Below are 25,136 nucleotides of genomic sequence, written 5' to 3' on the forward strand. Positions count from 1 at the left end.
CAGACGAGCCGATGGTGGCGGCTGTCGAGCCTCGGCAGCGGTTCGCTGCGGCAGGTCGACCGCGAAGCTAGATCGGACGAAGCGTGCTGAACTAAGAAAAGCGCAGGTAAAGGTAAGCGCTTGAAACGCTTGAATTTCCGACGCCTTATTTCTGCCGGCACCTCCATCCGTCTCGTCGCCGCGCGCCGCGACGCCCTTCTCCCACAAGTTGAGAAGGTCAGGTCGTGCCTCCCCCTGCATTGACGTTGCCCCGACTTCCGCTACCCTTTCGTCGAAGCGGCCGCCAAGAGCCGAGCGATGGAGGACGTTGGGAGAGAGCGGCATGATGYTGACACTGGCGCTGCTTGCGGGCCTTGTCTTTGCCTGGCTGCTGATCGGCGCAATCGAGACGTTCCGACTTGACCTGCGCTTCGCCCAGGCGCTGCTTTACGTCCCGTTCAAGCTCGCTTACCGCCTAGCCGACGATCGTATCCGCATTGCCCGCAGCGCGCGCACGCCGGTCATCTACGTGGTGTCGCACCAGTCGCGGATCGAGCCGGCGCTGATGCTGTCGCTGCTTCCCGACGACACGCTACACATCCTCGACGAGGCCTCCGCCCGCTCGCCCTGGCTCGAGCCGTGGCGCGAGCTTGCCCGCACCATCGCCTTCAATGCCGAGCATGTCTTCGTCAGCCGCCGGCTGGTGCGCGTGCTGAGAGGCAAGGGCCGGCTTGCCGTCTATCTGCCCGATACGGTCGAGCCGGACGTCAAATCGTTCCGGCTGTTTCGCGCCATCACCCGCATCGCCATGCAGGCCGACGCCCGCATCGTGCCGATTTTTGTCTCCGGTTCAYGCGACCTGCCGCTATCGCTGACGCCGGCCGACAAGGCGCCGCGGCACTGGTTCCCGCGCCTGTCGCTGAGCGTGCTGGAGCCGATGACCATCGCAGAACTGGTGGCGCGCAACCCCGACCAGGCCTCCAACACCAACGCGCTGTTCGACCGTTTCGCCGAAGCGCGGCTTCACGGCACCAATCTCGATCGCGGCCTGTTCCTGGCCATGCGCGACGCCGCAAGCAGAGTGGGCGCCTCGCATCCGATCGTCGAGGACGTGATCTCGGGCGCGCTGAGCTATCGCAGGATGTTCATCGGCGCGCGCGTGCTCGGCCGCCGCTTCGAGGCGGTGACGGCGCCGGGCGAAGCCGTCGGCCTGCTTCTGCCCAATGCCAATGGCGTGGTGCTGTCCTTCGTCGGCCTGATCTCGGCGGGCCGCGTCGCCGCGATGATCAACTACACCGCCGGCCCGGCGAGCGTGGCCGCTGCGATCCGCACTGCGGTCGTTCGCACTGTGATCTCGTCCCGCGCGTTCATCGAGAAGGCGGRCATCGACGATATCGTCGCGGCGATCGAGGCAAGCGGGGCAACAATGCTCTGGCTGGAGGATTTGCGCGAGAGCGTGACCATATTGGACAAGATCGCGGCGGCGCTCTTCTGGCGCTTGCCGCTGCAGCGTCAGCAGGCGAGCAAGCCGGCGGTGATCCTGTTCACCTCAGGCTCCGAAGGCACGCCGAAGGCGGTCGTGCTCTCGCACCGCAACCTGCTGGCCAACGCCATGCAGGCCGAGGCGCGCATCACGATCTCGCCGGCCGACATCCTGCTCAACGTGCTGCCGGTGTTCCATTCCTTCGGACTGACCGGCGGCACCATCCTGCCGCTGGTGACGGGCGTCAGACTGTTCCTCTACCCCTCGCCGCTGCACTACAAGCTCATCCCGGAGGTCGCCCGCAAGGTGAAGCCGACGGTGATGTTCGGCACCGACACCTTCCTCGCCAACTATGCCCGCACCGCCAAGGACGGCGACTTCTCCAGCCTGCGCTTCGTGGTGGCCGGCGCCGAAGCGGTGAAGCCCGAGACGCGGCGCGTCTACCGCGATCGCTTCCAGGCATCGATCATCGAAGGTTTCGGGCTGACCGAGGCTGCGCCCGTGGTGGCGGTCAATACCGCCATCCACAACCGTGACGGTACCGTCGGCCGCCTGCTGCCGGCGATACGCATGAAGCTCGAGCCGGTCGAGGGCATCGGCGATGCGGGCCGGCTGTGGCTCGACGGGCCGAACATGATGATGGGCTATATGACGGCCGAGCGACCCGGCGAATTGCAGCCGCTCGAAGGCTGGCACGACACCGGCGACATCGTCTCGGTCGACCGCGACGGTTTCATCACCATTCGCGGGCGGGCARAACGCTTCGCCAAGATCGCCGGCGAGATGGTGTCGCTGGGCGCGGTCGAGAYGCTGGTGCAGTCGCTGTGGCCGGAAGAGCGCCACGCGGTGGTGGCGGTGCCCGACAAGAGGCGCGGCGAGCGCATCGTGCTGGTCACCACCGCCGGCGATGCCAGTGCCGAGGAACTGCGCCAGTTCGGAAAGAAGGCGGGCGCCGCCGAACTGATGGTGCCGGGCGACATCATCAAGGTCGACGAGATCCCGGTGCTGGGCTCGGGCAAGACGGACTATGTCTCGGCCCGCAAGCTGGCGATCGACCGGCTGGGGCTGAGCGCGGCGGCGTAGCCGCCGCCGATCTCTTGYGGGAGAGAAAGCCCTTACCCAATATCCGACGGCGGCACCTTCTCGCCTTCGCGCGCGGCTCGCTTTGAATACGCCCGCACCGAGAACGGCAGAAAGACGAGATAGCCGGCGACCGAAGCGGTCAGCGTGTACCAGGGATAAGCCATCAAAAGCAGGATGTAGAGGACGACGCCCAGGATGACCGGCAGCACTCTGTCGCCGGGGACCTTGACGCTCTTTCCCGAATAGACCGGCAGCCGGCTGACCAGCAGGAAGGCGACCAGCACGGTGAAACCGGTGGCGATGAAGGCCGCCGGCCGGCTGGGCTCGAGCCCGAGCCGCAGGAAAGAGAGATAGAGCGGCAGCATCACCAACACCGCGCCCGCCGGCGCCGGCACGCCGACGAAATATTCGCTCTGCCAGGCCGGCTGGTCGGTTTCCTCGGCAAGCACGTTGAAGCGGGCGAGCCGCATGCCGCAGGCGATGGTGAAGAGAAGTGCCGCGATCCACCCAGGCGAGCCGGCGCGGTCGAGCAGGAAGGCGTAGAGCACCAATGCCGGCGCGACGCCGAAATTGACGATATCGGCCAGCGAATCCATCTGCGCGCCGAATTTCGAGGTCGCCTTCAGCATGCGGGCCAGGCGGCCGTCTATGCCGTCAAGAAAGGCTGCGAGCAGCACCATCACGACCGCCGGCTCGAAGCGGTCCTCGAAGGCAAAACGGATGCCGGAGAGGCCGGCGCAAATGGCAAGCACGGTGACCAGATTGGGCAGCACCATGCGCATCGGGATCTCGCGGATGCGCGGACCGCCGCTGGCGTGGGCCTCGAATTTCTTGAAGGGCGCGCCCACCGCTCAGGAAATCCTGACCAGTGGAGCGGCGGCGTTGGCGCCAAACTCCGCAAGCACCGTCTCGCCGCCCACCGCCGTCTGACCGACGGCGACGCGCGGCACGGCGTTCGACGGCAGGAAGACGTCGACGCGCGAGCCGAAACGGATCAGCCCGAAACGCTCGCCGATGCCGATGGTGGCGCCTGTCTCGGTCCAACAGACGATGCGGCGCGCCACAAGGCCGGCGATCTGCACCGCAGCGATCAAGCCGTTGGGGCTGTCGATGACCAGGCCGTTGCGCTCGTTCTCGGAGCTTGCCTTGTCGAGCTCGGCATTGAGGAATTTGCCTGGACGATGCTCGATCCGCGTGATCCTGCCGCGCACCGGCGCGCGGTTGATGTGGCAGGAAAAGACGTTCATGAACACCGAGATGCGGGTCATCTCGGCAGCCCCCAGGCCGAGCTCGCGCGGCGGCACGGCGGGGCCGACGGCCGAGATGACGCCGTCCGCCGGGCTCACCACCAGCCGGTCGTCGACCGGCGTGACGCGCTCGGGATCGCGGTAGAAATAGATGCACCAGCCGGTGAGGATCAGCCCGATCCAAAAGAGGATCGAGGAGAAATAGCCGAGAAACAGCGTTACCGCGCCGAAGGCGGCGATGAAGGGATAGCCCTCGCGATGGATCGGAACGAACGTATTCTTGATCGTATCGAGAAGCGTCATAGGGCTTGGGTGGCGGTCCCTGTTTCGGTCCGGCCTCAATAGCCGAAAGCCCCCCTCCCCGCAACGCAACAATGGGGGAGGATGGGGCGAGGCGGCTAGGGGTGGATATTGTGAAACGCCAGCTGAGACCTACCCAGCGGCGGCGGAGCGATCAAAGTGCTCGTCGAGTTCAGGCATTTCAGCCTCGGCGAGCTTTTTGTCATCTTTGCCGCGCAAGAGCACACTGCCATTCGGAGAAGATAGGAACAGGAAGGCCTGTCCAGACGCCAGCACCACCCAATTCACGACCGGCCCTTCCGCCGTTTGCACTAATGAGTTCGCTGAAACAACGGCATCCGCAGGATCGAATCCGGCTTTGCGCAACAGAAGGTCGACAGCAACCGGAGCATGGTATTGCTCGGCCAATTCGATAACCGTTTTGATCTCCAACTCTTCAGCTCGACCTAGCCGCGTACCGACCCGTGGTGCGTTGGCTCCCAACAGGTTCTCACCTGGGCGCGCGACAGGTGGATCTTCCGGCGCGATATATTCGTAGATATCGGCGTGCGTCTCGGTTGCAACGCATAGCCGGGGCTCCTTGGCACTGGTGCGCAATTGGAAAACCATCTGCATCTCACCCTCGACATTCAGCATCCTCGCCATGCCGAATGACAGTCTGATCTCAGGTGGAGAGACCTTAGCGCAGGCGAGACCGGCCCCAACATCGCGCCAGTTGATCATCTGCCGCACCAGCTTGCTGACCGAACGATGAAGAAGCCTGCCTTCGCGTTGAGGGTTGGCCATCACCAACCTGTGTATGACATCGCTGTAGTCGTCATCATCGACAATTTGCAGATCAGGCCACGATGCGATCCAGCGCGCCAAGAAATCTTCCATCGGCGCAGCCTCATCAGCCTCGTAGAATRCATCGTCGAGCGTATCCAGAAAATCGTCGCGACCACCCTCAAAGCCCGTTTGTTCGGCGGCTTCATCGGGGTGCTCGGCGATCCAGGTGGACATCTTTTCCAGCGTTGCCAACTGTCCCTTCGCACCGCTGGCGGTGAGTCCAGCTCGGGCGTTGGCAATCATTGCGTTGGTTTCCTCGGCGGCATTGTAGATGAATTGACTGTGCCCCCCATTCTTCACCTCGGCCGAGTACGAGTTTGCGTGAGAAACTTGCATCGCCCTCGGGCTGATCTCGGGATGACGGTAGAGCCCTTCAGAGATCATAGTATGAATGAAAATCTCAACGGCGAAGACGAGGTCAGAGGGGCTATCGATTGYCTGTTCGACTGTTGAACGGCGCACCACAACCGGCAGCGGGAGGCTCACTTGTGGCCTCGCAGCATTCGGCGCCGGCTTAGTGGGCGTTTTTTTGGGCCTGCGAAAAAGAAATCTGAACATCGAAAGTGATTCCAAAGGGCGCGAAAAATGCAGGCAAGGTTATTGTGCCGCGACAATATCACCAGACGATCGATTTGAAAGGCATTGAGAACAGCCAAGTTCGTTAAGCCCGATACGCATGTTAGGCGGGCTCAAATTGTTGGTGGACAATGTCGGCACGCCATGCGTTCGCCCGTCCTCGGCAGGATAGTCCAACCAAGGAGCCAGCCAATGCCGTCACCGAGCGCCGCCAGGAAAGCCCAGGTCATCACGGAGGGCCTCGCCTTTGGYGAATCCCCTCGCTGGCATGACGGGCGGCTCTGGCTCTGCAACTGGGGCACCGGCGAGATCGTCGCCGTGGATGAAGACGGCAAGAGCGAGGTCATGCTCACCGTTCCGGCCGTCCTGCCCTATTCGATCGACTGGCTGCCGGACGGGCGGCTGTTGGTGGTCTCCGGCCGGGAAGGCCTGCTGCTCAGGCAGGAGGCGGATGGAACGCTCGCCACCCATGCCGATCTGAGAGAGCTGTCGAAGAATCCGTGGAACGAGATCGTGGTCGATGGGCGCGGCAGCATCTATGTCAATGGCGGTGGGCCGGCACCGGCACCGGGAGAGCATTTCGGACCCGGCACCATCGTGCTGATCAAGCCGGACGGCGCGGTCCGGCAGGTGGCCGAGAATATCGCCTTCGCCAATGGCATGGCGGTGACGCCGGACAACCGGACGCTGATCGTTGCCGAATCCCATGCCAGGCGGCTGACCGCCTTCGACATTGGCGAGGACGGCAGCCTTTCCAATCGCCGTATCTGGGCCGATCTCGGCGACGACTATCCGGACGGCGTCGCGCTCGATGCCGAAGGCTGCGTCTGGTATGCCGACGTGCCCAACCGGCACTGCGTCAGGGTGCGCGAAAGCGGTACGAAAATCGACAGGGTCGAGGTCGACCGCGGCTGCTTTGCCTGCATGCTGGGCGGTGTCGACGGCAAGACGCTGTTCATCGCCGCCGCCGAATGGCGCGGCTTCGAGAACATGGTGAGCGACGCCCGCACCGGCCAGGTGCTGGGCGTCGCTTTAACCGCGCCTGGCGCGGGATGGCCGTCCTACAGCTCCGGCACGCGCTGGTAGTTGGCGATATCAGCCTTGATGCCGAGGCGGGCAATCGTGTCCTGCGGATTGAAGGCGATGCGCTCATGCGCGGCCTTGACGATCGGCACGACCTTGTCGACCGCCGCCTGGCTTTCCCATTCGACCATGGTGACGATGTTGAACTCGCCCGGGCCGGAGAACTGCTCGAGCAGGAAATCCTGAACGAAGCCTTCCTGCTGACGCAGTAATTCATGCGTCATCCTGACCTTACCGAGAATCTCGTCGCGCGCTTCCGCCGGCACGACGAACTTGTCGACCCGGAACACTCTGCCATCGCGTTGATTTGTCTTGCTCATTTCATCCGTCTCCATTCTTGAACGACTTGCTTCGCAGGGGCTCGGAGACGGTTTGCAAGCTCAAGCTAGGTTGAGGTCAAGGGGAAATTTTGCGCAGGCCTTCCCTTCTCCCCTTGTGGGAGAAGGTGGCCGAGCGAAGCTCGGTCGGATGAGGGGTGCTCTAGCGGAGTAATGCGCGGGCGTTCCCTGGAACACCCCTCAACCGTCTCGGCGCTGCGCGCCGATCCACCTTCTCCCACAAGGGGAGAAGGAAGAGGCGCTAGCTCATCTCCGACGTCCGCCTTCTCACGATAACGCCAAGCTCGTCGCTTTCGCGGGCGATGCGCAGCCGCTCCTCGGCTTCGGTGGCCTCGCGCTGGCGGTCCCACATCGAGGCGTAGAGACCTTGCTTGCGCAGCAGCGCGGCGTGCGTGCCGCGCTCGGCGATCTGGCCGTCCTTGAGCACGATGATCTCGTCGGCCGAAATCACCGTCGACAGCCGGTGGGCGATGACGATGGTGGTGCGGCCCTTGCTGACGAGGTCGAGCGCCGCCTGGATTTCCTGCTCGGTCTGGGTGTCGAGCGCCGATGTCGCCTCGTCCAGCATCAGGATCGGCGGGGCCTTCAGGATGGTGCGGGCGATGGCGACGCGCTGCTTCTCGCCGCCTGACAGTTTCAAGCCACGCTCGCCGACCATCGAGCGGTAGCCGTCGGGCAGCTTCTCGATGAAAGGCCCGATCTGGGCGAGCTCGGCCGCCTTGCGCACCTCCTCCTCGCTGGCGCCGACGCGGCCGTAGCGGACGTTGTAGGCGATGGTGTCGTTGAAGAGCACCGTGTCCTGCGGCACCATGCCGAGCACGGCGCGCAGGCTCTCCTGTGTGACGTCTCTGACGTCCTGGCCGTCGATCAGCACCTGCCCGCCCTGCACGTCGTAGAAGCGGAAAAGAAGCCTGGAGATTGTCGACTTGCCGGCGCCGGAGGGGCCGACAATAGCGACCGTCTTGCCGGCAGGCACCTCGAAGGAGATGCCCTTCAGGATCTTGCGGTTGGGATCATAGGAGAAGTGCACATTGCGGAACTCGACCTTGCCGGGGCCGACCTTCAGCGGCTTGRCATCGGGCTTGTCGACGATCTCCTGAGGCACGTCGAGCAGGTCGAACATGTGCTCGATGTCGGTCAGGCCTTGCCGGATCTCGCGGTAAATGAAGCCGATGAAGTTGAGCGGCACGGAGAGCTGCATCAGCATGGCGTTGATGAAGACGAAATCGCCGACCGACTGCGTGCCCGCCTGCACCTCCAGCGCCGACATGCACATGACGATGACGGTGCCGAGGCCGAAGATGAAGCCCTGGCCGAAGTTCAGCCAGCCGAGCGAGGTCCAGGTCTTGGTGGCGGCGATCTCATAGCGCGCCATGGAGCGGTCGAAGCGTTCGGCCTCCATGCGCTCGTTGGTGAAGTATTTGACCGTCTCGAAATTCAAGAGCGAGTCGATCGCCTTGGTGTTGGCGTCGGTGTCGCTGTCGTTCATGTCGCGGCGGATCGAGATGCGCCAGTCGCTGGCCTTGACCGTGAACCAGACATAGATCCAAACGGTGACCGCCACCACCGCCACATATTWCCAGCCATAGGTATAGGCGAAGATGCCGGCCGTCAGCGCGAATTCGAGGATGGTCGGCGCCGTGTTCAGCATGACGAAGCGCACGATCGTCTCGATGCCCTTGGTGCCGCGCTCGATGATGCGCGACAGGCCGCCGGTGCGGCGCTCCAGATGGAAGCGCAGCGACAGCTGGTGCATGTGCACGAAGGTCCGGAAGGCGAGCTGGCGCACCGCATACTGGCCGACGCGCGCAAACAGCGCGTCGCGCAGCTGGTTGAAGCCAAGCTGCACCAGCCTCAGCACATTATAGGCGATGACCAGCATGACCGGCGCGAGCAGAATCGCGGGCAGCGGGGGCGGCGTCTTGGAGCCGTGGGCCAGCGCATCGGTCGCCCATTTGAAGAAATAAGGGCCGGCGACGAGCGTGACCTTGGCGACGACCAGAAGCAGCGTCGCCCAGGTGACGCGCGCCCTGAGGTCGGCGCGCTCGGCCGGCCACATATAGGGCCACAGGTTGCGCAGTGTCGCGAGGGTGCCGGATTCGGCGGAGACGGTCTTTTCGGCCACTAGTCTTGCCTTTTGGGTGAGAGGGTCAGCGGCTGGAGCAGCAGGAGTTGACGAGTTGATCGAGCAAGCCGGATACGCCGGCGAGCGCCGCGTGGTCGACCGCGTAGCGCGAGCGCTGGCGGTCGGCCTCGAAGCGGACGAGCCCTGCCTCGACCAGGATTTTCAGATGTTGCGAAACGGTCGATTGGGCGAGGTCGAGATGGTCGACCACCTCGCGGCAGGAGCAGCAACGGCTGGCGGCGAGATGCTTGAGGATCTCGATGCGCGCCGGATGCGCCAGCGCCGCAAACCGCGCCGCGATGGCGCGGCTGTCACAGGCACGGTTTTCGGAGGGGGATTCGATCATCGTTCATCGGCGATAGACGATGAACGGCGCGAGGGCAAGCTAGGCTGGTGGGTAGCTTTGTCGCTGCAAGCCAACCTTCGACGCTGGCGGGACAGAGGGGGGTGTGAAGGATCRCGACTGGCGCGATTAAACACCGGCCACCCCTACTCCGTCTTCGGCGTGGTCATCTGGTCGCCCATGGCCTTCATGTCGGCCGTCTCGCCTTCCTTCGACTTGCCGGGAACCTTGAAGACCTGGCCGGGCCAGATGCGGTCGGGGTTGCGGATTTGGTCCTGGTTGGCGAGGTAGATGGTCGAGTAGCGCGTGCCATAGCCATAGACGCGGCGCGAGATGCGCCACAGCGTGTCGTTGCGGCGGATGATGACGGAGCCATCGGCATGCTCGAGCTTCGGTGAGACGGTCTCGGGCACATCGGCCGATGGCTTTGCTTCCGCGACCTTGGGTTGGGGCCCAGCCGTCTCGGCAGGCTTGGCCTGCCCGGGCTGGGCCTGCCCAGACTGGGACCCCGCACCCGGGACCTGTGCCGGCTTGGTTTCTGCGGGCTTGGCCTCGTTCGGCGCGACGGCGGCGACGGATTCGCCAGGCTCACGCTCGAACGGCACGGCGGCGCGGGCGACGACCTTCACGCCGTCATCGGCGAGGCCGTCGACATGGATGGTGTGGTTGCCAACCGGGATATCGCGCGCCGCCTCGATCAGGAAATGCCCGTCGGGCGAGGTCTTGGCCTCGCCGAGCAGCATGTCGTCGGCATAGGCTCGCACCTTGCGGCCCGGATCGGCTGTGCCTGCAACGAAGATCTTGCCGCCGTCGATCTCCACCGCCTCGACGGCGATCTTGGGCTCGCCGGCCGCGGCCGCCGGAGCCTGTGTTACCGGTGCGGAAGCCTGGTCGGTTGCGGCCGGAGCAGTCGCGGCCGGCGCCGATGCAGATGGCGCGGGCGCGGCAGCGGCTGGCGCCTGAGCGGCGGGAGCGGCTGCCTGGCCGGTGGCGGCCGGTGCTGCCGGCTTGGCCTCAGGCTGCGGAACGGTGAGCAATTCGGACGGCTTGCCCGGCTCCTCGACCATCGCCAGCACCTGGCCGGTCGGGCTCTTGGGCACCGAGACGACGGCGGTCTGCGCGGAAGCGACGACGACGCCGCCGGCGGTGGCGCGCAGCGTGATCGTGTAGTCGCCCGGCTTCAGCGGATCGTCGAGCACGACGGCGAAGGCGCCGTCAGGACCGGCATCGGTCGAGCCGAGCACCGTCCCGCCATTCAGGATCTCGACCTTGGCACTGGGCGCGGCACTGCCGGCAACAACGATCGAGCCGTTGCCTTCGACGCGCACGACATCGAAGGTCGGCAGCGTCGGACCGGCGGCAGCGGGCGCCTGAGCGGCCGGCGCAGGGGCTGCCGGAGCTGTCGTGGCGGGCGCGGCCGGAGCCATGGCGTTGTTGGCGGGCGCCATCTTGTTGGCCGGCGCCATCGTGTTGTTGGCCGGAGCCGTCGTGTTGGCTGGGGCCGGCGCCTGCGGCAAGCGCKCCTCGGTGGATGTGCTGCCGGTTTCAGCCGGTTTCGTGTCCCCCTGCGCAAGCGGCGCGACCTGAGCCGGATTCCGGCTGTTGACGTATGGATCGAGCGCGCCCGAGCCGTAGGCGACCGCCGCGACGACGGCAACGCCGCCCGCCGCGAACAAGAACGCCCTGGAAGGATTGATAGCCATATTCTTTTGTGCCCCCTTAGCCACCTAACGCCGGTCTAGCGTGTTTTCACCAGTGCTACAAGAAAAAGYCCATCCATGGGCTTGACCGCGCCAACGGTCCCCATACCAATCATCACCATGAACACGATTCGGTCCGTCTGCGTCTATTGCGGTTCGTCTCCAGGCCGCGACGAGGCCTATTTGAAGGCCGGCCACCTGCTCGGCCGCTCGCTGGCGAAGTCGGGCCTGCGCCTGATCTATGGCGGCGGCACAAAGGGCATCATGGGCGCCGTAGCCGACGGCGCGCTCAAGGCCGGCGGCAAGGTGACCGGCATCATCCCGCGCTTCCTGATCAACAGGGAGGCCTCGGAGACCGCTCTCGACAGGCTCGACGAGCTTTTGATCACCGAAAACATGCACGAGCGCAAGCACCGGATGTTCGAGAAATCCGATGCCTTCGTGGCGCTGCCGGGCGGCATCGGCACGGTCGAGGAGACCGTCGAGATCATGACTTGGGCGCAGCTCGGCCATCACCGCAAGCCTATCGTATTCGCCAACGTCAAAGGCTTCTGGGACCCGATGCTGGCGCTGATCGAGCACATGTCGGGCGAAGGCTTCATTCACACCGCACATAGGGTGAAGCCGCTGGTGGTCAACGACCCCGAGGCAATCGTCGCCGCCATCATGGTGGCGGGATCGTCGGTCGACGCGCCGACGGAAGGCGTGCAGTCGGTGATAGACAAAATGTAAGGCAGTAAGGGAATAGGCAGTAGGGAAGGACGGCGCCTATTGCCTAGACATTCATCATGAGYGACCAAAGATGCGACGGAAAAGGCCCGCCCGCGACGCGCCGGTGTAGCGCTCGGGCAATGGGCGGGTGAGCAGGAACTGGTCGCGCCCTTCGACGGTCTCGGTGCCGCAATAGCTGCATTGCAGCGAAYGGGCCAAAGGAACGATTTCCTTCAAAACCGCCCCGAACCCTTCTCCGTCGATCGGCACGTTCTTTGCCATCCGCAATTCACGGGACAACGCCTCGAAGTCGAGGAAACGATAGCCGCGCTTTTCGAGCTCGGCGCACAGCTTTTTCAGTGCGGGCTCCGCGCCCCAGAACTCGAAGCGCGTCGGCCGGATGCAGGCAGCCGCGTCGATATCCAGATCGAGGTCGCCAATCGCCTCGGTGGGAAGAATGAGCGGCGCCACCGCAGCAAGCGATTGCTGCTCGATGGCGAGCGGAAAGGCCAGCGCCTCGGCGGCGGCGTGGGCTATCCGCTCGAAGCCGGCCACGTCTTCGGTCGTAAAGTAGAAATCCCGGCGCCCCTCGCCGTGCTGCTCCGCGATATAGCAAGCCGGGCAACTTGCAGCGGCCAGATCCTCGCAAAGCCTTTCCAGAAAAGCGTAATTCCGCATCGATCCCTTGGGCGTCAGCAGGGCATCGCGCGGCGTCAATTCGTTTGCGCGCGGGGTGAGCTTCAGGAGCAGGATCGGAAGCGCAGCCGCGGCCCGCAGAAGCTCAAGGTTCACCCGGGTATGGATGAACAGCTCGCCGCCATCGGGCCGGTAGCGGACCAGGCTGCGGCGCGGTTCCGCCTCGCGGATGACCTCTTCCGTCTCATCGTTTGAGATCTGTTCGCCGGCGACATCGAATTGAAGCAAAGCCATGGCCTATCCCCCTCGCCCCCGGACGCATCCGGCGGCCACCAGCATCTTGCCAGTTTGCGAGGCCACAGCCCAGTCCTCACGGCAGGCGCGCTGCATCGCATCGAGCGAAAGCCAGGCTGTCAGCGGCAGCGCCAGCCGGGTGCCGGCAGAACGCGCCCTGTCCCCTTGCCGGATCCGCCGCCATGCCTGGAAGGCTGCCGCAAGGGCGAGCAGCGTGTAGGGGCCGACCCCGACCAAGAGAAGCTCCTGCCGGTTACAGGAATGCCGGCTTGATTTGGCGCATGACCGATGGCCCTATCCTGTCGGCGGGATTGATTGCTGCACGCCGGTTCCCGAGATCGCAAGGATTGAAAGATGAGCCACGAGACCACCGAGACGATCCCCGCAATCGACATCGCCCCGCTGTTCGGGCCGCCCTCGGCCGCGCGCGAGGAGACCGACCGCCAGATCCTCGCGGCCGCCTCCGGCATCGGCTTCATGACCGCGCGCGGCTTTCCGGGCGCCGAGCTTCTAACCCGCGAGCGGCGCGGCGAGTTGTTGAAGATCTTCGAGCTGCCGGACACGGAAAAGCAGAAGCTGCGGCGCTGGAATTTCGATCCGTCGAGGTCGAACTACTATCGCGGCTGGTTCCCGCTGCAGCCGACCGCGGTGTCCTACAAGGAAGGCATCGACATGGGGCCGGACATCGCGCATGCCGATGCCGACCTCGCCGCGGATGACCCGCTCCTGGAGCGCACGCCGCTTCCCGCTGACGGCGACGTGCCCGGCTGGAGGGCGGCCGCGGCCCATTACTACCGCTCGATGGAAAAGGTGGGCGCCGCGCTGATGGCCTCGATCGCGCGCAGCCTCGGCCTCAAGGAGGATACCTTCAACGGCCATTTCCACGGCGGCATCTCGACGCTCCGGCTGATCCGCTATCCGCTGCGCACCGAGGACGGCTCGGTCGACCTGTCGCGACCGGAATATTCGGTCGTTCACAAAGGCGAGCGCCGGCTGGTCATCGGCCGCGAGCATGCCGATTCCGGCTTCGTGACCTTGCTTGCGCAGGACGGCGTCGAAGGCCTGCAGGCCAAGAACCATGCCGGCGAATGGATCGACGTTCCGCCCGCCGACGGCACACTGGCGGTGAATTTCGGCCAGCTGCTCGAGCGCTGGACGGGGGGCGTGGTGCAGGCGACGCGCCACCGCGTGATCGCGCCGAAGACGGCGCGCTATTCCATCCCCTTCTTCTACGAGCCGCGCGTCGACGCCGAGATCGCGCCGCTGCCTATCAAGGGCGCCAGCGACTTCGCGCCCTTCCTCTACGGCGACTACCTCTGGGAGTCGGCGACGAACTTCGTCGAGATGGCCGGGGTGAAGAACCTGCGAAAGCCAAGGCGGCCGGCAGCGGCGTAAGGCCCTCCGCCGACTCGGGGGGTCCCCGCAACGGATGTCGGCGACACCTTGCACTCCATCAAGCCGCGCGGCACGCTGCTGCCAGTCGGCGGGCTTGCCGGCGACAAGATCGATGAAGGTGCAAATTGCGTTCGACTGACTATCTCGGCCGCCTCTTCAGCCTCGAGGGCAGGCATGCCTTCATCACGGGCGCCAGCCGCGGGCTGGGGCTCGCCTTCGCGGAGGCGCTTGCCGGCGCCGGCGCGCGCGTCACGCTCGGCGGCCGCAAGGCGGAAGACCTGAAAGCGGCGGGCGACAGGCTGCGCGCCGAGGGCTACACAGTTGCGGAATCGGTGATCGACGTGACCGACACGCAGTCGGTCGATCGCGCGATCGCGGCGGCGGAAGCGGAGACCGGCCCGATCGACATCCTGGTCAACAATGCCGGCGTCCAACGCCGCGCGCCGCTCGAAACCTTCAGCGATGCCGACTGGGACGCACTGATGGCGACCAATCTCGACGGCGTGTTCAAGGTGAGCCGCGCGGCGGTGAAAGGCATGATCGCGCGGCGCAAGGGTGCGATCATCAACGTCTCCTCGGTGCAGAGCGTGCTCGCCCGCCCCTCGATCGCGCCCTACGCGGCGACAAAGGGGGCGATCACCATGCTGACCAAGTCGATGGCCGGCGAATGGGGCCAGCATGGCGTGCGCGTCAACGCGATCGCGCCGGGCTATTTCAAGACCGAGCTCAACGTCGCGCTCGTCGCTGACGAGACATTCTCGAGCTGGCTCACCGGCCGCACGCCGATGCGGCGCTGGGGCGACGTAGAGGAACTCGCGGGTGCTGCCGTGTTCCTGGCCTCCGACGCCGCAAGCTTCGTCACGGGACAGACGCTGCTGGTGGATGGCGGGATTACGAGTGTGTTGTAAAGGGGCGCCCGACGCCTTTAGCCGCCCTGCCCTTCATCATTCCAACGAGCACCCTATCCACCGACAACCTCCCCGAGCCGCTGAGCGCCAGGATGAACATGCCGCCGGCGACCGCCAGGTCCTTCTCGAAATGCAGGAGCTCGTTCTGGCTGGCGAAGTTGGTGTGGAAGAGGCTTGCAGTCATCAGGCAGAAGAGACCGAGCCCGACCGCGCCGAGCCGCGCCAGGATGCCGAACGCGACGGACAGGCCAGCGCCGAGCTGCAGCGCGATGGTGGCAACGAGAAGCGGTGTGCCGATGCCGAGCGCGGCCATCGCTTTCTCAGCGCCCTCGAAATGGGTCGCAAGCTCAAAGCCTTCATGCACAAAGATCAGGGACAGAAGCAGGCGGCCGGCAAGCAGCACTGCGTCCCAGGCATGAAGCTTCTCGATGAGTTCAGTCGGTGTCATGGTCGGCYCCGATAGGGTTATGTCGGCAGGCTCCGAACCGTCTGCCCGATGTGTACTTTCGCGAGGGCAAGGCGACTTTCCCCCAAGCGTCGCGCTGCCCCTCACCTGCCTGCCGGCATCCTCTCCCCGTATAGTGACGGGGAGAGGAGCGCTCTCGTCGGCGATTTCGCCAATCGGTAGCGTTGCCAGAGAGGTGCCGAGCGCGCGGCCATCCCCTTCTCCCCGTCACTATACGGGAGAAGGTGCCAGCAGGCGGATGAGGGGCGGCGCATACATTGGCGATGTCTGCGCTCCAGCCGCTACTTCGCGACCACCCCCCACTCGTCAGGGCGAGGACCCGCGCTCAAAACCCTTACTTCGTCACCTTGGTGTCGATGGCCTGCTTAAGGTCGGAAAGCTCCTCGCAGCCCGCTGGGCAGAGTTTTTGYAGCGAGGCGAGCTGCTCCCTGGCCTTGGCCATGTCGCCGGTCTCGACATAGAGCTCGCCCAGATATTCATGGGCGGCCTTGTGGTCGGGCTTAAGCTCCAGCGCCTTGGTGTAGTAGGTCAGCGAGGTTTGGTAGTCGCCTGTCTTGCGCAGCGTGAAGCCGAGCAGATTGTAGACGTCGGCCTGCTGGGTGTCCTGCGCGAGGTCGYGTAGTTCGGCCAGCGCGCCCTTGTAGTCCTTGGCGTCGATCTTGGCCTTCACCGCCGTCAGATCCGGCGCGTCGGCGGCTTCGATGTCGTCCACGGCATAGGCCGGGACGGCGACGGCGATCGGGGCCGCGGTCAGCACCGCAATGGCGCCGAGCAGCGCGAAAGTTAAGTGTTTCATTGGCGTTGTCGCTTTCTTCTCAGAATTCGATTCAGATCTGGATTGGGGTGAAGGCGTAGGCGTTGCCGTCCTTGACGAAGCTGCCGGTGCCCGGGAACGGGAAATGCGAGCCGCAGATGCGGACGTTGTCGGCGATCACCTGGTCGATGACCCTGTGGCGCGTAGTGACCGCCATCGGCCCGTCCTGGTCGTAAGCGCCCTGCCATTCGGGATGCGGTGCGAGCAGCGCCGGCACATACATGGTGTCGGCCGAGACCAGGAACTGCTCGGAGCCGGCATCGACATGGTAGACGGAATGGCCGGGCGTGTGGCCGGGCGCGGCCATGATGCGGATGCCGGGCACCACCTCCGTGCCGTCCTCGACCAGCTTCCAGTTCTTCCACTTCGGAAAATTCTCGGCGATGCGCTTGCCCGCCGGCTTGCGGCCCTCCGGAAGCTTGGCGAGCCGGCTCGGGTCGGTCCACCAATTGTATTCGGCGGCGTTGACGATGAGCTCGGCATTCGGGAACACCGGCGCGTTGCTGCCCTTTTCCATCAGGCCCCAGACATGGTCCGGATGGAAATGCGAGATCATGATGGTGTCGATCGCCTTGTAGTCGATACCGGCGGCCTTCATGTTGGCCGGCAGATGCGTCGCATTGGCCTGCCACTGGCCGACGCCGGAGCCAGCATCCATCATTATGGTGCGGCCGTTCATGTTGAGCACGACGACGGTGAGCGGAATCGGCATGAAGTCGGTGGTAAGCCCGGCCTTGGCGAGTGCGGCCTTGGTGTCGTCGACCGACACATCCTTGATGAAGGCCGGATCGTGCGGCTTGCGCCAGATGCCGTCATAGACGGCGGTGACCTCGAGCGAGCCCACCTTGTATTTGAAGAAGCCGAGCAGCGGTTCGACCGGGGTTTCGGCGAAGGCGGCGGAAGCGAATTCCAGCTTGCCGGCAATGCCGAAGGCGGCCGCGGCCGCCGCGGATCCGAGCACCATGCGGCGTGTCATGTTGAACATCAGAAGTCTCCTCTAGTGGCTGCGGTGGCGGTGGTTTCCTGTTTTCCTGGCCGGCTGCGCCCACGTGAGCATTCCCTCCGGTGACGGCCCGAGCCTTGCAGGGCCGGCCTCGCTACACAGCAAGACCCGGAAGGTCCGGGCTTTATTCCCGGGACGCGGAAGAATTTTCGAGGAATGAAGGACAGGGGCCCGACCCGGTTAGCCGGCGTTAAGCATGGTTTCAATTTGCGCACCGAACGCCGGGACGGAGGCCCGCGATGCTGAGATTTCCGGCCATCGCGGAAGTTTTGATTTAAGTACTTTCTCCTAGGTTCGACCCATGGACCGCAGTCCAGGAAAGGCATTCGGTCGAATTTGATCAGAGCAGGGTTCAGCCTCGGCCGCGTCACGGAGGCCGTTTTTTCCTACGCCAACTTGCCGGCGGCGATTGCTTTTGTCGTGCTCCTGATCTGTGCGGTCTTCGTCGATCAGCAGAATAGAGGGATCTCTGATCAGCTCACGCGCGCCGACGTGCTCGACAAGGTCAACCTCATCCGCGCCAAGCTCGAAGGCAACATCAACGGCAATCTCCAGCTGGTTCAGGGCCTCGTCTCGACCATCGTCACCGAGCCTTATATGGGCCAGCAGAGATTTGCCTCTCTCGCCGCCAATCTCTTCAAGCAGAAATCGCAGTTGCGCAATATCGGCGGCGCGCCGGATCTCGTCATTTCGCTGATGTATCCCGTGGAGGGCAACGAGAGAGCGATCGGGCTCGACTACCGCAAGAACGAGTCGCAACGCATGGCGGCGCTTCGTGCGCGCGACCAGCGTATGGCGGTGCTGGCAGGTCCGGTCGACCTCGCACAGGGCGGACGTGGCTTCATCGAACGCATCCCCGTCTTCGTGCCGACGGCGGGTGGCGGCGAGCGTTTCTGGGGCATCGTCTCGGCGGTGGTCGATGTCGACCGGCTCTATGCGGCGAGCGGTCTCAGCGACCCCGGCCTCGACATCGATGTGGCACTCACCGGCAAAGACGGTCTGGGAAGCAGCGGCGAACGTTTCTTTGGCGGCGGCAATGTCGCGGCGGGCAATCCAGTGACGGCTGAAGTGAAATTGCCTTCAGGCTCATGGCAGATTTCCGCCATACCCAAGGGCGGTTGGCCGACCGTGCCGAAGAACGAGTGGGATTTGCGTGCCCTCATCGGGCTCGYCGCCGCGCTGGTGGTGCTGCCCATCCTGGTGGCCGGGCGGTTGTTTGGCGAAAGGCAGAAGAACTATGCCGAATTGAGGCGCCTGTCCGGCAGGCTGGAACTGGCGCTAGAGGCTTCAGGCATCGGCGTGTGGGAGCAAGACCTCGCCACCAACGAGTTAATGTGGGACGACCGCGTCAATGAAATCTACCGCAAGCCGGTCGATGGAACGCCGCCCAGCTATGACGACTGGGCCCTAGCGATCCACCCCGAGGACGTCGCTCGGGCTCGGCGCGAGTTCGACCTGGCCGTGGCTGCCAAGGGTCCCTATTCCTCGCAGTACCGGCTGCTTCGCCAGGACGGTACCATCCGCCATGTGCGGGCGCGTGCGAGCTACTTCCAGGACAGCGACGGCAGGCCCAGGATGATCGGGGCCGAATGGGACGTGACCAGCGATGTGCTGCTCAACGAGAACCTGGTGCGGGAACGCCAGGTTTCGGAGTCGAAGAATGCCGAATTGGAAGCCGCCAAGGCGCGGATCGAGCATGTGGCGCYGCACGATTCCCTGACCGGCCTGCCCAACCGCCGCTATCTCGACCAGATGCTGGCAGGAAGCGACCAGGCCGGCGGGCACACCGCGCTGCTGCATCTCGACCTCGACCGCTTCAAACACATCAACGACACGCTCGGTCACGCTGCGGGCGACGCCATGTTGATCCATGCGTCGAAGGTCATCAAGGCAAATGCCGCGATATCCGATTTCGTGGCGCGCATCGGCGGYGACGAATTCGTGGTGGTCAGCCATGGGCGCAGCGACGACCAGCTCGCCGGGCTCGCCGACCGCATCATCGAGCAGATACGCCAGCCTGTCGACTACCAGGGGCACCAGTGCCGGTTCGGCGTCAGCATCGGCATTGCGGCCAACAACGGCGTCGACGCAAAGCAGTTGCTGATCAATGCCGACCTTGCGCTCTACCGGGCAAAGGGCCGCGGCCGCAATCGCTACGAGTTCTTCAACGAAGAACTGCAGAGCGAGATTGTGAAGACCAAGCAGACCGCCGACGAGATCCTCGGCGGGCTCGAAGGCAACGAGTTCGTCGCCTACTACCAGCCGCAGTTCTGCGCCAAGACCCTGGAGATCGTCGGCGTCGAGGCCCTGTCGCGCTGGCGGCATCCACGAAGCGGCATCCTCACCCCCGACGTCTTCCTGAAGGTGGCCGAGGAATTGAATGTCGTCTCGCTGATCGACTGCGCGATCCTTGAGCAGGCGCTGGAGAATTTCGAGCTCTGGACGCTCGACGGCCTCAACATTCCCCGCGTGTCGGTCAACGTCTCGGCAAGACGCCTGGAGGACAAGGATCTGATCGAGGGCCTGCGCAAGCTCGCGATCAAGGAAGGAACGCTATCGTTCGAGCTCGTGGAGTCGATTTTCCTCGATGAGAATGACAACCTCGTCGCCTGGAACATCGAACACATCAAGGAACTCGGCATCGACATCGAGATCGACGATTTCGGCACTGGCTATGCGTCGGTCGTCAGCTTGCTCAAGCTGCAGCCGCGCCGCCTCAAGATCGACCGCCAGCTCGTCACGCCGATCACCCGCTCGGGGGCGCAGCGCCGGCTGGTGTCGTCGATCATAGAGATCGGCAAATCACTGGGCATAGAGGTGGTCGCGGAAGGCGTCGAGACGATGGAACACGCGCGCATTTTGAAAGAGCTCGGCTGCGACATCCTGCAGGGCTACGCCTTCGGCCGACCAATGGACGCCAAAGCCTTCAGGGACTTCGCTCAGTCCCGCAAATGGCTGGCCACGGGCTAGACTTCTGCCGAATGCGTTTTCGACCGCGCGGATGCGGGCCGGGGCACGCCCGCAGTCACCGAACTGTCACACGAATGCAGATTCGCGCGTGCTAGAAACGCCGCCTGGCCGCCTCCGCGGCCTCGACCGCATGAAGAGCCGGCGAAGCCGCCATGAACATCGCTGCCCCCAACGAAAGCACCAACCTGTCGCCCTATCTGCCCGACGACCACGGGCTGTTCTTCATCTATCATTTCACCGCCGACGGGCTGCGCACCAAGGACCCCGCCGCAGCGCGCTGGACGTGGCGCAGCTACCAGATCACGAACATGCGCGCCCGCCAGGAGATCGGTGCTGAGCAGGCGCTGCCGGCGCCGGTGCGCGAGGCCTTCCTGTCGCCCAGCCATGGCTGCCACATCGACTTCGAGGATGACTGGCTCTATGGCGATCTGCCGGACCTCAGGCACGATTTCTCGGAGGCGCGCGGGCTCACCCATTTCCGATTCGCTTTCAACGACACGACGCTGATCGGCGCGCGCAAGCAGCCGCTGGAATCGGTCGACAAGATCCGCAAGGCGGTGGAGAGCGGATCGCGCAAATTCCCCTCGCCGGCCTCGCTGATCGAGGCGGTGATGGGCCAGTCGCTCGACGGCATGTCGGGTGAGCTCGACAGGATGGGCGACACGCTGGACGGCATCGAGGACCGCATCGTCTGCGACGCATGGCACAATGAGCGGCAGGCATTGGTCGACGCGCGCCGGCATCTGGTGATCATCCACCGGCAGATGGCGACGCTCACCAACCTCTTCCGCCATCTCGACCATTCGCATCGCGACGACCTGCCGGACCCGATCAACGACATGGCGACAAGGCTCTCGCACCGGGCGCGCACGCTGCACCACGACGGCGAGCAGTTGCAGGCGCGAACCCGGCTCTTACAGGACGAGCTGATGGCGAAGCTGACGGAGCAGTCGAACCAGCTGCTCTACATCCTCTCCGTCATGACGGCGGTGCTGCTGCCGATGACCATCATCTCCGGCCTGTTCGGCATGAATGTCGGCGGGCTGCCGCTGGTCGACACACCTTTCGGCTTCTGGGTGGTGACGGCGATATCGATCGTCATCGCCGGGATYGTCTATATGGTCGTGCGGCGGCTCGGGCGCGTGTAACGGCAAGAGCAATTCCAGGAAAAGTGTGAAACGGTTTTCCGTCCGGAATTGCGTCAAAACAAAGAGCGGTTCTGCGTTTCCGTGAAACGGTGAACCGCTCTAAGCGGTAGCGCGCAAATCCTCGACGACCTTGYCGGCGGCCTGGATCTCGGCCTCGTGGTCGGGTTCACGCCATGTCTCGGCGAGGCCGGCTGCGTACCATTCGCRCATGGCCGGCAGATCGAGCAGCCGCTTCGGATAGGCAGCGGCGGCACCTTCGAAGGTCAGGCCATAGGACTGCGCGCGGAACGCTACCGGGGCGAAGAAGGCGTCAGCGGCGCTGAAGCGGTCGCCGGCCAGGAACGGACCGCCGAAACGGGCAAGGCCGTCGTTCCAGAGGTCGCCCAGGCGGAAAAGATCGTGCTTCAGAGCATCGGACATGGGGAACGGCTCGACGCGCACACCACAGCTCATCGGGCAGAGGTTGCGCAGCGCCGTGAAACTCGAATGCATTTCGGCGGCGGCCGACCGCGCCCAGGCACGCGCTCTGGCGTCCGCCGGCCAGACGCCCTCATGGCGCTCGGCCAGATATTCGACGATTGCGAGCGAATCCCAGACCGCCCAGCCGTCGTCGACGAGGCAAGGCACACGGCCACTCGGCGAGAACGGCCGGAAGAGGCTGAAACTCGGTCCGGTCGGGAATGGCGTCAGCCGCTCCTCGAAGGGAATGCCCAGGGTGCGCATCAGCACCCACGGCCGCAGCGACCAGGACGAATAGTTCTTGTTGCCGATATGCAGTACATACATCGAACCACCCTTACCTTGTCGCGGGTGCCGGCTGACGGACCTCGCGGCCCCTGAACATCGACCAGCTGTACATTGCAAGCGCCGTCCAGATCAGCGCGAAGGCGATGGCCTGGATGGTGCCGAAAGGTTCGTCGAAGATGAGCACGGCGATCAGGAATACCATGGTCGGCGCGATATACTGCATGATGCCGATGGTGGAGAGCCGCAGCAGCCTGGCGCCGAAGGCAAAGAGCAGAAGCGGCACCGCCGTTATCGGGCCGCAGCCAATCAGCAGCGCGGTGTCTTTCGCGTTGCTGGAGAAAAGATGGTCCTGGCCGGTGGCTATCAGGTAGGCGATGTAGCAGAGAGCCGGCACCGAAAGCAGCATCACCTCGAGCAGGAAGCCCTGGCTGGGGCCGATCGGCAGCGTCTTGCGGAAGAAGCCGTAGGCGGCGAAGGAGAAGGCGAGCGCCAGCGACACCCAGGGCAGCTTGCCGGCCTCGACCGTGAGCACCGCTACCGCGATCGCGGCCAGCACCACCGCCGAGATCTGCAGCCGGTCGAGCCGCTCGCCGAGCAGCAGGGCGCCAACGACGACGCTGACCAGCGGGTTGATGTAATAGCCGAGCGCAGTCTCGACGGTCCGGTCGACCGCGATCGCCCAGACATAGATGCCCCAGTTGATCGAGATCAGCACCGCCGTCAGCGCTGCCATGGCGATGCTCTTCGGCGTGCGGATCGCGACCTTGAAATCGGCCGTGCGGCCGGCCCAGACCAGAACGCATGCGGCGATCGGCACCGACCAGACGATGCGGTTGGCGATCACTTCGGCGAGCGGCAGATGTGCTACGCCCTTCATGTAGAAGGGCAAGAGCCCCCACAGGAAATAGGCGCCAAGGGCCAGGAGAAAGCCGCGGCGGGCCTTCGCGTCTTGATCGAGCTGAGCTGTTTCGGTGACCATCGTCCCACGCTATGGCCCAGGCGGTCCTCCAAGACCATCGCAAATTTCTGATGGATCAATGGACTTCCGCTGATGGTTCATGCGGGGTGTGCAGTTTCCTCGCCCCACGAATTGGGGAGAGGTGGCCCGGCGAAGCCGAGACGGAGAGGGGCAGCGCGGCGGCTGACAGTTTACCGCTCAGGGACAAAGTAACTCGTGACCAGCCTCGCACTCTCTCTTGCATCGGACTCTGGCTTCGCGGGCGTCGCCCCCCTCTCCGTCCCGGCTGCGCCGGGACACCTCTCCCCCCGCTCCGCGGGGGCGAGGAAGGGCGGCGGCGCTACTCCGCCGCCACCAGTCCCGCCATCTCGCGGTTCTTCATCAGCTTGTAGATGATCGAATCCATCAGCGCCTGGAAGGAGGCGTCGATGATGTTTTCCGAGACGCCGACCGTCCACCAGCGGGCGCCCGAGGAATCATGCGATTCAATGAGAACGCGGGTGATGGCCTCGGTGCCGCCGTTCAAGATACGCACCTTGAAGTCGGCGAGCTCGAGGTCGGCGATCTCGCTCTGGTACTTGCCGAGGTCCTTGCGCAGCGCGATGTCGAGCGCGTTGACGGGGCCGTGGCCTTCGGCCACCGACATCTTCTCCTCGCCATCGACCATCACTTTGACGATCGCCTCGGAGACGGTCTTCAGATTGCCGTTGGCGTCGAAGCGGCGCTCGACCATGCAGCGAAACGAGGTGACGTTGAAGAACTCCGGCAGGCCGTGCAGCATCTTGCGCGCCAGCAGCTCGAACGAAGCGTCGGCGCCTTCATAGGCATACCCCTCGGCCTCGCGCTCCTTGACGACGGCGATCAGGGCGTCAAGGCGGCGGTCGTCCTTCGGCACGTCGATGCCGCGCCGCTTCAGCTCGGCGAGGAAATTCGCCTTGCCGCCCTGGTCGGAAACCATGACGCGGCGGCGGTTGCCGACCGCCTCCGGCGGCACATGCTCATAGGTCGCCGGCTCCTTGGCAATCGCTGAGGCATGGATGCCGGCCTTGGTGGCGAAGGCGGACGAGCCGACATAGGGCGCCTGCGCTTCCGGCGCCCGGTTCAAGAGTTCGTCGAACGCCCGCGACAGCCGCGAGATGCCCGTCAGCGCCTCGGCCGAAATGCCGGTCTCGAAGCGGTCGGCGAAGGCCGGCTTCAGTGCAAGCGTCGGGATGATGGTGACCAGATTGGCATTGCCGCAGCGCTCGCCGATGCCGTTCAGCGTACCCTGGATCTGGCGTACGCCGGCCTCGACGGCGGCGAGCGAATTGGCGACCGCCTGGCCGGTATCGTCATGGGCGTGGATGCCGAGATGGTCGCCTGGAATGCCGCCTTCAATCACCTTCCCGACGATGGCTCGCACCTCCGAAGGCTGCGTGCCGCCATTGGTGTCGCACAGCACCACCCAGCGCGCGCCGGCATCACAGGCGGTCTTGGCGCAGGCCAGCGCGTAGGCAGGATTGGCCTTGAAGCCGTCGAAGAAATGCTCGCAGTCGACCATCGCCTCCTTGCCGGCCGCGACGGCTGTCTCGACCGAGACCCTGATCGCCTCGAGGTTTTCCTCATTGGTGCAGCCGAGCGCCACGCGCAYATGATAGTCCCAGCTCTTGGCTACGAAGCAGATGGCGTCGGACTTCGACTGCACGAGCGCCGCGAGCCCCGGATCGTTGGAGGCCGAGACCCCTGCCCGCTTGGTCATGCCGAAGGCGACGAATTTCGCACTGTCCGTCCACTTCTGCTGGAAGAAGGCGGTGTCGGTCGGGTTGGCCCCGGGATAGCCGCCCTCGACATAGTCAATGCCGAACTCGTCCAGCAGTTTGGCGATCGCGATCTTGTCCTCGACGGAAAAGTCGATGCCCGGCGTCTGCTGGCCGTCGCGAAGGGTCGTGTCGAAGAGGAACAGTCTTTGCTTTTTCATCATCGCAAGGTGCTTGAGCACCCCCCTCTGTCCTGCCGGACATC

The 25,136-nt window shown here is 64.6% G+C and carries 22 protein-coding genes; 7 read left to right on the forward strand and 15 right to left on the reverse strand.

Features of this window, described 5'->3' with window-relative positions; all coding sequences use genetic code 11:
- The first annotated feature begins 322 nt into the window (after positions 1-322).
- Positions 323-2,545 carry an AMP-binding protein gene (locus tag ORS3428_RS19505; protein WP_071099917.1) on the forward strand — a complete coding sequence of 741 codons (2,223 nt, stop codon included), beginning with the start codon at positions 323-325 and terminating at the stop codon, positions 2,543-2,545.
- Positions 2,546-2,577: 32 nt separating this feature from the next.
- On the opposite strand, the gene ORS3428_RS19510 is transcribed toward ORS3428_RS19505, so the two are convergent.
- The 3 genes from ORS3428_RS19510 to ORS3428_RS19520 form a co-directional block, all read right to left on the reverse strand.
- Positions 2,578-3,393 carry a CDP-alcohol phosphatidyltransferase family protein gene (locus tag ORS3428_RS19510; protein WP_071099918.1) on the reverse strand — a complete coding sequence of 272 codons (816 nt, stop codon included), beginning with the start codon at positions 3,391-3,393 and terminating at the stop codon, positions 2,578-2,580.
- 3 nt (positions 3,394-3,396) lie between these two features.
- Entirely contained in the window at positions 3,397-4,134 is a 738-nt protein-coding gene (locus ORS3428_RS19515; protein ID WP_274534815.1) for a phosphatidylserine decarboxylase, read from the reverse strand.
- Between the two features lie 90 nt (positions 4,135-4,224).
- A complete protein-coding gene (locus tag ORS3428_RS19520; RefSeq protein WP_071099920.1) occupies positions 4,225-5,478 on the reverse strand; it encodes a DMP19 family protein in 1,254 nt (417 codons plus the stop codon).
- Positions 5,479-5,688: 210 nt separating this feature from the next.
- Here ORS3428_RS19520 and ORS3428_RS19525 point away from each other — a divergent pair, with 210 nt between their 5' ends.
- Positions 5,689-6,582 carry an SMP-30/gluconolactonase/LRE family protein gene (locus ORS3428_RS19525; protein WP_071099921.1) on the forward strand — a complete coding sequence of 298 codons (894 nt, stop codon included), beginning with the start codon at positions 5,689-5,691 and terminating at the stop codon, positions 6,580-6,582.
- Here ORS3428_RS19525 and ORS3428_RS19530 read toward each other — a convergent pair.
- The 4 genes from ORS3428_RS19530 to ORS3428_RS19545 all read right to left on the reverse strand — a co-directional run bounded on the left by ORS3428_RS19530 (position 6,558) and on the right by ORS3428_RS19545 (position 11,088).
- Positions 6,558-6,899: an antibiotic biosynthesis monooxygenase gene (locus ORS3428_RS19530; protein WP_071100253.1), complete on the reverse strand. Its 342-nt coding sequence runs from the start codon at positions 6,897-6,899 to the stop codon at positions 6,558-6,560. The two genes, ORS3428_RS19525 and ORS3428_RS19530, sit on opposite strands and share 25 nt — an antisense overlap.
- Positions 6,900-7,158: 259 nt before the next feature.
- Positions 7,159-9,042, reverse strand: coding sequence for an ABCB family ABC transporter ATP-binding protein/permease (locus ORS3428_RS19535; RefSeq protein ID WP_071099922.1), 1,884 nt, complete (start codon positions 9,040-9,042; stop codon positions 7,159-7,161).
- A 25-nt stretch (positions 9,043-9,067) separates the two neighbouring features.
- The gene (locus tag ORS3428_RS19540; protein ID WP_071099923.1) at positions 9,068-9,388 is read right to left on the reverse strand and encodes an ArsR/SmtB family transcription factor; all 321 of its coding nucleotides are present in this window, start codon (positions 9,386-9,388) and stop codon (positions 9,068-9,070) included.
- Positions 9,389-9,531: 143 nt separating this feature from the next.
- Positions 9,532-11,088 carry a LysM peptidoglycan-binding domain-containing protein gene (locus tag ORS3428_RS19545; RefSeq protein WP_071099924.1) on the reverse strand — a complete coding sequence of 519 codons (1,557 nt, stop codon included), beginning with the start codon at positions 11,086-11,088 and terminating at the stop codon, positions 9,532-9,534.
- 117 nt (positions 11,089-11,205) lie between these two features.
- Here ORS3428_RS19545 and ORS3428_RS19550 point away from each other — a divergent pair, with 117 nt between their 5' ends.
- Entirely contained in the window at positions 11,206-11,817 is a 612-nt protein-coding gene (locus ORS3428_RS19550) for a TIGR00730 family Rossman fold protein (RefSeq protein ID WP_071100254.1), read from the forward strand.
- Positions 11,818-11,871: 54 nt separating this feature from the next.
- Here the strand turns inward: ORS3428_RS19550 and ORS3428_RS19555 are convergent, their stop codons facing one another.
- Together ORS3428_RS19555 and ORS3428_RS19560 are read right to left on the reverse strand one after the other, a co-directional pair.
- The gene (locus ORS3428_RS19555) at positions 11,872-12,726 is read right to left on the reverse strand and encodes a hypothetical protein (RefSeq protein ID WP_071099925.1); all 855 of its coding nucleotides are present in this window, start codon (positions 12,724-12,726) and stop codon (positions 11,872-11,874) included.
- Between the two features lie 3 nt (positions 12,727-12,729).
- Positions 12,730-12,963: a hypothetical protein gene (locus ORS3428_RS19560; RefSeq protein ID WP_071099926.1), complete on the reverse strand. Its 234-nt coding sequence runs from the start codon at positions 12,961-12,963 to the stop codon at positions 12,730-12,732.
- A gap of 117 nt (positions 12,964-13,080) precedes the next feature.
- On the opposite strand from ORS3428_RS19560, the gene ORS3428_RS19565 reads away from it, so the two are divergent.
- Both ORS3428_RS19565 and ORS3428_RS19570 read left to right on the forward strand, forming a co-directional pair.
- A complete protein-coding gene (locus tag ORS3428_RS19565; RefSeq protein ID WP_071099927.1) occupies positions 13,081-14,121 on the forward strand; it encodes an isopenicillin N synthase family dioxygenase in 1,041 nt (346 codons plus the stop codon).
- Between the two features lie 125 nt (positions 14,122-14,246).
- Complete coding sequence (locus tag ORS3428_RS19570; RefSeq protein WP_071099928.1) at positions 14,247-15,029, forward strand: glucose 1-dehydrogenase; 783 nt, start codon at positions 14,247-14,249, stop codon at positions 15,027-15,029.
- Here the strand turns inward: ORS3428_RS19570 and ORS3428_RS19575 are convergent.
- The 3 genes from ORS3428_RS19575 to ORS3428_RS19585 all read right to left on the reverse strand — a co-directional run bounded on the left by ORS3428_RS19575 (position 15,013) and on the right by ORS3428_RS19585 (position 17,294).
- Positions 15,013-15,477: a DoxX family protein gene (locus tag ORS3428_RS19575; protein ID WP_071099929.1), complete on the reverse strand. Its 465-nt coding sequence runs from the start codon at positions 15,475-15,477 to the stop codon at positions 15,013-15,015. The two genes, ORS3428_RS19570 and ORS3428_RS19575, sit on opposite strands and share 17 nt — an antisense overlap.
- Before the next feature lie 352 nt (positions 15,478-15,829).
- The gene (locus ORS3428_RS19580) at positions 15,830-16,291 is read right to left on the reverse strand and encodes a tetratricopeptide repeat protein (RefSeq protein WP_071099930.1); all 462 of its coding nucleotides are present in this window, start codon (positions 16,289-16,291) and stop codon (positions 15,830-15,832) included.
- Between the two features lie 31 nt (positions 16,292-16,322).
- A complete protein-coding gene (locus ORS3428_RS19585; RefSeq protein ID WP_071099931.1) occupies positions 16,323-17,294 on the reverse strand; it encodes an MBL fold metallo-hydrolase in 972 nt (323 codons plus the stop codon).
- 354 nt (positions 17,295-17,648) lie between these two features.
- Between ORS3428_RS19585 and ORS3428_RS19590 the strand changes: the two genes are divergently transcribed.
- Positions 17,649-20,282 (forward strand): bifunctional diguanylate cyclase/phosphodiesterase, encoded by a 2,634-nt coding sequence (locus ORS3428_RS19590; protein WP_108723099.1) that lies wholly within the window; start codon positions 17,649-17,651, stop codon positions 20,280-20,282.
- A 152-nt stretch (positions 20,283-20,434) separates the two neighbouring features.
- Positions 20,435-21,430 (forward strand): transporter, encoded by a 996-nt coding sequence (locus ORS3428_RS19595; protein ID WP_071099932.1) that lies wholly within the window; start codon positions 20,435-20,437, stop codon positions 21,428-21,430.
- A 99-nt stretch (positions 21,431-21,529) separates the two neighbouring features.
- Here the strand turns inward: ORS3428_RS19595 and ORS3428_RS19600 are convergent, their stop codons facing one another.
- The 3 genes from ORS3428_RS19600 to cimA all read right to left on the reverse strand — a co-directional run bounded on the left by ORS3428_RS19600 (position 21,530) and on the right by cimA (position 25,092).
- On the reverse strand, positions 21,530-22,216 hold the full coding sequence (locus ORS3428_RS19600) for a glutathione S-transferase family protein (RefSeq protein WP_071099933.1): 687 nt from the start codon (positions 22,214-22,216) through the stop codon (positions 21,530-21,532).
- Between the two features lie 10 nt (positions 22,217-22,226).
- Positions 22,227-23,156 (reverse strand): EamA family transporter RarD, encoded by a 930-nt coding sequence (gene rarD / locus ORS3428_RS19605; RefSeq protein WP_071099934.1) that lies wholly within the window; start codon positions 23,154-23,156, stop codon positions 22,227-22,229.
- Positions 23,157-23,475: 319 nt separating this feature from the next.
- Positions 23,476-25,092, reverse strand: coding sequence for a citramalate synthase (cimA, locus tag ORS3428_RS19610; protein ID WP_071100256.1), 1,617 nt, complete (start codon positions 25,090-25,092; stop codon positions 23,476-23,478).
- Between the last annotated feature and the right edge of the window lie 44 nt (positions 25,093-25,136).

Origin of the sequence: Mesorhizobium sp. ORS 3428 (genome assembly GCF_001854785.1) — a bacterium.
GTDB lineage: Bacteria > Pseudomonadota > Alphaproteobacteria > Rhizobiales > Rhizobiaceae > Mesorhizobium.

Excerpts from the sequence above, each read along its gene's own strand:
- ORS3428_RS19530 (WP_071100253.1), bottom strand. The coding sequence starts at position 6,899 with ATGAGCAAGACAAATCAACGCGATGGCAGAGTGTTCCGGGTCGACAAG.
- ORS3428_RS19540 (WP_071099923.1), bottom strand. The coding sequence starts at position 9,388 with ATGATCGAATCCCCCTCCGAAAACCGTGCCTGTGACAGCCGCGCCATC.
- ORS3428_RS19550 (WP_071100254.1), top strand. The coding sequence starts at position 11,206 with ATGAACACGATTCGGTCCGTCTGCGTCTATTGCGGTTCGTCTCCAGGC.
- ORS3428_RS19565 (WP_071099927.1), top strand. The coding sequence starts at position 13,081 with ATGAGCCACGAGACCACCGAGACGATCCCCGCAATCGACATCGCCCCG.
- ORS3428_RS19575 (WP_071099929.1), bottom strand. The coding sequence starts at position 15,477 with ATGACACCGACTGAACTCATCGAGAAGCTTCATGCCTGGGACGCAGTG.
- ORS3428_RS19585 (WP_071099931.1), bottom strand. The coding sequence starts at position 17,294 with ATGTTCAACATGACACGCCGCATGGTGCTCGGATCCGCGGCGGCCGCG.
- rarD (WP_071099934.1), bottom strand. The coding sequence starts at position 23,156 with ATGGTCACCGAAACAGCTCAGCTCGATCAAGACGCGAAGGCCCGCCGC.